Raw genomic sequence first — 6,161 nt, forward strand, 5'->3', positions numbered from 1 at the left:
CTCTTCTTTCATAATGATACTTTTTTCTGTATCATTATTTCAGGACGAGACATATAAAACACAAAAAAGCAACATAGAAATATGTTGCTTTTTTGTGTTTTATATTAACTAATAATAGTGAGTAAATCTATGAAGTTATGTTATAAATTGGATGTCTAATTTATTTGATAAATGGCAATCATTTTACAGAATTCTACTCGAATTGACGGTTTAATTGCTAAAATTATTAAAATGGGCAACGGGTTGTTATTAATAAAAACTATTTAGCATTCTATTTTAAAAAATACTAAATCTTATGAAGCTAATTAAAATTAATCATTTATTTTTGTAGAATAAATGAGGTTATTTACATACATATTAGTAGTATATATTGTATTCGTGTCGGTTTTTCCATGTAATGATGCAAAACTTGATATAACTAACTTTGTTACAACTTCTCAGCAAATAAATTCTGATGCGGAGCATTCTAAAGATTCGGATTTGTGTAGTTCTATTTGTATCTGCAATTGCTGTCAATCAACAATTACCTCTTATCAATTTATCACAGAAATAGATTCTCCTCAAGAAGTAGAGTCAATTTATTCTAAAGAAATTATCATTGCCCATAATAATCTTCAAGGGCAGTTGTATGTTGACATCTGGCAACCACCCAAAATTTAATTTAAAAAACAGTTTTATACAATAGAAACTTTGTAAGTCTTACAGAGAGGTTATTGCTATTTTACATACTACCTTTTTTTAAGGTTGGGATGTAATTGTTTATACAATTAAATTAAAAAATTAATGTTAGATAAAATTATAAAATTTAGTATTCAAAACAAAATTGTTATTGGAGTAATGACTATTTTGTGGATTATCTGGGGTGTTTGGAGTGCATCTAAATTACCAGTTGATGCTGTTCCTGATATTACGAATAACCAAGTACAAATAATAACAGTTAGCCCTACTTTGGCTGGACAAGAAGTAGAACAATTGGTTACTTTTCCAATTGAACAAAGTATTGCTAACATACCTAATATAGAAGAAACAAGAAGTATTTCTCGTTTTGGATTATCAGTAGTTACTGTTGTATTTGAAGATGATGTAGACATTTATTTTGCACGTCAATTAATCAATGAAAAACTAAAAGAAGCAATAGATAATATTCCAAATGGAGTAGGAACACCAGAATTAGCACCAGTTAGTACTGGTTTAGGAGAAGTTTACCAATATATTTTACATCCCAAAAAAGGAAGCGAAAGTAAATACGACGCCAAACAATTACGCGAAATGCAAGATTGGATTGTTCGCAGACAATTAAACGGAACACCAGGTATTGCAGAAATAAATAGTTTTGGAGGAGAATTAAAAGAATATGAAGTAGCAATAGATCCCAATCGTTTACGAGCAATGGGAGTTAGTGTTACGGATATTTTTACAGCCTTAGAAATTAATAATCAAAATACAGGAGGAGCTTATATTGATAAAAAACCAAATGCTTATTTTATTCGAGGCATAGGAATGGTTACTTCGTTAGAAGATGTAGGAAATATTCCAATTAAAAATGAAGGAATTCCTATTTATATAAAAAATGTAGCAGATGTACGTTTAGGAAATGCCATTAGATATGGCGCAATGACATATAATGGCGAAGTGAACGCTGTAGGTGGAGTTGTAATGATGCTAAAAGGAGAAAATAGCAATGAAGTTGTACAGCGTATAAAAGAAAAAATTCCAGTTATTCAAAAATCTTTGCCAGATGATATTATAATTGAAGCATATTTAGATCGTACAGATTTAGTTGGTCGTGCAATAAAAACTGTCGAGAAAAATCTGATTGAAGGTGCATTAATTGTAATTTTTGTATTAGTTCTTTTCTTAGGTAATCTTCGTGCTGGATTAATTGTAGCTTCAGCTATTCCACTTTCATTATTATTTGCATTAGGAATGATGAATCTATTTGGTGTGAGTGCAAATTTAATGAGTTTAGGAGCTATTGATTTTGGATTGATTGTAGATGGAGCAGTTATCATTGTAGAAGCAACATTGCATCATCTAAAACAAAGACAATCTAAACAAACATTATCTCAAGAACAAATGGATGAAGAGGTATTTATATCAGCATCTAAGATTAGAAAAAGTGCAGCTTTTGGAGAAATTATTATCTTAATCGTCTACATTCCAATTTTAACTTTAGTAGGAATCGAAGGTAAAATGTTTACTCCAATGGCTAAAACAGTTGGTTTTGCAATTTTAGGAGCATTGATTTTGTCGATGACTTATATACCTATGATGAGCGCTTTGTTTTTATCAAAAAAAGCAACTTTAAAACCCAATTTTTCAGATCGTTTTATGTCTCGTTTAGAACGTATTTATCAACCACTTTTAAAAACAGCAATTCGCATAAAATATTTCTTAGTTTCTGGTACAGTATTACTATTTATAGGATCTCTTTTTATTTTTAAAAACATGGGAGGAGAATTTATACCACAATTACAAGAAGGCGATTTTGCATTTCACTGTATTTTACCTCAAGGAAGTTCACTTTCTCAAAGTTTAGAAACATCAATGCAAGCTTCTCGAATTATAAAAGAATTTGATGAAGTTAAAATGGTTGTAGGAAAAACAGGTTCAGCAGAAGTTCCAACAGATCCAATGCCACCAGAAGCTACAGATTTAATAATTGTATTAAAACCTAAAGAAGAATGGAAAACAAAAAAATCTTATGAAGAATTAGGAAATGAAATGCTCGAAAAATTAGAAGTAATTCCAGGAGTCTTTTTTGAAAAAAATCAACCAATTCAGATGAGATTTAATGAGTTAATGACTGGAGTAAGACAAGATGTCGCAGTCAAAATATTTGGAGAAAATTTAGATTCTTTAGCTGTTTATGCAGATCAAGTTGCTAACGTAATCAAAAATGTTGACGGAGCTACTTCTCCTCAAGTTGAACAGGTAGGAGGATTACCTCAGATAAATGTCACGTACGATCGTATTCGCATGGCAAATTATGGTCTTAATATTAATGAAGTAAATGACGTTTTAAGCACAGCATTTGCTGGTAAAACAGCTGGTCAAGTATTCGAAAATGAACGTCGCTTTGATTTGGTTGTGCGCCTAGACAGTACATATCGTTCTAGTATAGATGATGTGAATAATTTAATGGTTCCAACAAAATCAGGAATACAAATACCATTATCCCAAGTCGCAACGATTGAAAATAAATTAGGAGCAGCACAAATTACAAGAGAAGACGGAAAACGTCGTATTGTAATAGGTTTTAATGTAAAAGATAGAGATGTGCAGAGTGTTGTTCAGGATATTCAGAAAAAAATAGATAAAGAAATTAAACTTCCTTCAGGTTATTATTTTACATACGGAGGGCAATTTGAAAACTTGAAAGAAGCAAGTAATCGTTTAATGATTGCGGTGCCTATTTCATTATTCTTAATCTTTATGTTATTATATTTCACTTTTCATTCACTAAAACAAGCTGTTTTAATCTTTACAGCAATTCCGATGAGTGCAATAGGAGGAATATTAGCTTTATCAGTACGTGAAATGCCTTTTAGTATAAGTGCAGGAATTGGTTTTATTGCTTTATTTGGAGTCGCAGTTTTGAATGGAATTGTATTAATAGGAACATTTAATCAATTAAAAGAAGAAGGAATAGATGATGTTTTTACACGTGTCATAAAAGGTACAAAAGAAAGATTACGACCAGTATTAATGACAGCAACAGTGGCTTCTATTGGTTTTTTACCAATGGCAATTTCTAGTGGAGCAGGAGCAGAAGTACAAAAACCATTGGCAACAGTTGTGATTGGTGGTTTGATAAGTGCAACATTTTTAACTCTATTTGTTTTGCCGATATTATATATTCTCTTCTCCTCAAAATTACCAAAATTTAAAGGAAAACATTTAACCATATTATTTGTTTTTGGGATATTATCATTTGGTCAACCTGTTCATGCGCAGACAAAAACGTTAGACATTAATCAAGCAATGGAGCTAGCAGTTCAAAATAATTTGTCTGTAAAATCTGCTGATTTAACAATTTTATCTAGCGAAGCTTTATTAGGAACTGTAAACGAATTACCTAAACTAAATTTTGATGTTCAATTAGGGCAATACAGTAGTCCGAAATTTGATCACGCGTATTCTATTTCTCAAAGTATTCCTTTTCCAACGCTTTTCAAAGCCAGAAAAAACTTGTTACAGTCTTCAGTTAAAAGTAAGCAAATCGATAAACAGATTTCAGTAAATGAATTATTAAAACAAGTTAGATCATATTATTATCAAATTGAATATTTAGAATATAATCAAAAAAAACTAGAGAATTTGGATAGTCTTTATCTTGATTTTGTACGAATAGCTTCTGTTAGATTTAAAGCAGGTGATATTAAAAAAATAGAAATTAATACAGCAGAAACACAAAGAGGCGAAATTAATCTGTTACAAAAGCAAAATAAGGTTTACTTGGTTAATGCTTATCAAAATTTAAAAATATTATTAAATACAAATGATGAGTTTCAAGTGGTAAAATCAAAAGTATATCAACCATTGCAGGTAGAGTCTGTCGTTGATAGTACAGCAATAAAAAATAATCCATTAGTACAAGCATTTTATCAAGAAATAGTTGTTTTAGAACAAAGCAAAGAGGTAGAAAAAGCAGAAGGATTACCAGAATTTACTTTCGGTGTTACAAACCAATCTATGATAGGATTTCATACAAAAAATGGAGTTGAAAAATATTACGATGGTTTGAACAGATTTAGCTACGTAAATATTGGTGTAGCAATTCCAATCAGTTTTAAAGCAACCAAAGCAAGAATAAAAGCATTAAGTTTTGATCAACAAATAGCAGAGAATAATGCAAAACTTCAGGAGCAACAATTAACGAATAATTTTAATGCAACCATACTACAATACAAACAAGATATAGAGCAATACCATTACTATGTGGAACAGGCTATACCAAATGCAGAGAAAATTGTAAAAGCGGCTCAGCTCGGTTATAAAACAGGAGAAATTTCTTATGTAGAATATTTGATGGCTTTACAAACAGCAACATCAATTCAATTAAAATATTTGGAATCTATTCAATTAGTTAATCAATCGGTTGTTAATATTAATGCAATCTTAAATCAGTAAAAGTTATGAAAATAATATATAGAATTATTTTAGTTAATCTTATTTTATTCAGTTTATTTAATTGTAAATCGAATGAAAACGACACAAAAAATCACGAACATTTACCTGAAAATAAAGTTGAAGAAGAACATGAAGAATCTTCTGAAAGTAAAGTACAAATTACTCAACAACAAATGAAGGAAGTAGGAATGAAATTGGGTAAAGTAGAACAAAAGCAATTAACATCAACAATCAATGCCTATGGAACTTTACGGGTTCCAAATACAAATAAAGCTACAGTTGCTGCACTTTTTGGAGGAATCATCAAAACATTGAACATACAAGAGGGTAGCTATGTAAAAAAAGGACAAACAATTGCAACCGTTTCTAATCCTGATTATATTCTAATCCAAGAACAATATTTAACTGTTTTAAGTCAAATTACACTTGCAGAACAAGAATTTAGCCGTCAAAAAGAATTGTTTGATAATGATGCTGGAGCTAAAAAAAACTTACAAAACTCGTCAGCGAGTTTAAAAATGTTTCGTACTCAGAAAGCTTCATTAGTAAGACAATTGCAAATGATGGGTATAAATCCAGCTAAAATTTCAAATGCATCATTAAAAAATGGAATAGCAATTATAGCGCCTATTAGTGGAACAGTAAGCAGTATAAGTGCAGAAATAGGAAGTTATGTAGACATAGCTTCTCCTGTTGCACAAATAATAGACAATGGTTCGTTACATCTAGATTTACAAGTTTTCGAAAAAGATTTAAGTCAAATAAAAGTAGGACAAATAGTGAATTTTACACTTACTAATAATCCAACCATTTATTACGAAGCGAAGGTTTTTAGCATTGGATCCTCTTTTATAGACCAAAGTAAAACGATTGCTGTTCATTGTAATGTAATTGGAAATAAATCAGGTTTAATTGACGGAATGAATATTTCTGGTAACCTAAATTTAGCAGATATTTTTACACCCGCAGTACCTAATGAAGCGATTGTAGAAGCAGATAGTAAATTTTATATTTTTATTAAAACTGAG

The 6,161-nt window shown here is 30.3% G+C and carries 3 protein-coding genes; all 3 read left to right on the forward strand.

From position 1 onward, the window contains the following. Nucleotides 1–336: 336 nt before the first annotated feature. Entirely contained in the window at nucleotides 337–660 is a 324-nt protein-coding gene (locus tag RSC72_RS14240; RefSeq protein WP_332546728.1) for a DUF6660 family protein, read from the forward strand. A gap of 123 nt (nucleotides 661–783) precedes the next feature. Continuing rightward, on the forward strand, nucleotides 784–5,133 hold the full coding sequence (locus RSC72_RS14245) for a CusA/CzcA family heavy metal efflux RND transporter (RefSeq protein WP_332566366.1): 4,350 nt from the start codon (nucleotides 784–786) through the stop codon (nucleotides 5,131–5,133). 5 nt (nucleotides 5,134–5,138) lie between these two features. Next, nucleotides 5,139–6,161 (forward strand): efflux RND transporter periplasmic adaptor subunit (locus RSC72_RS14250; RefSeq protein WP_332578592.1); only part of this gene is annotated, 1,023 nt, incomplete at its 3' end.

The sequence above is a fragment of the Algoriella sp. genome (assembly GCF_036647415.1).
Lineage (GTDB): Bacteria > Bacteroidota > Bacteroidia > Flavobacteriales > Weeksellaceae > Empedobacter.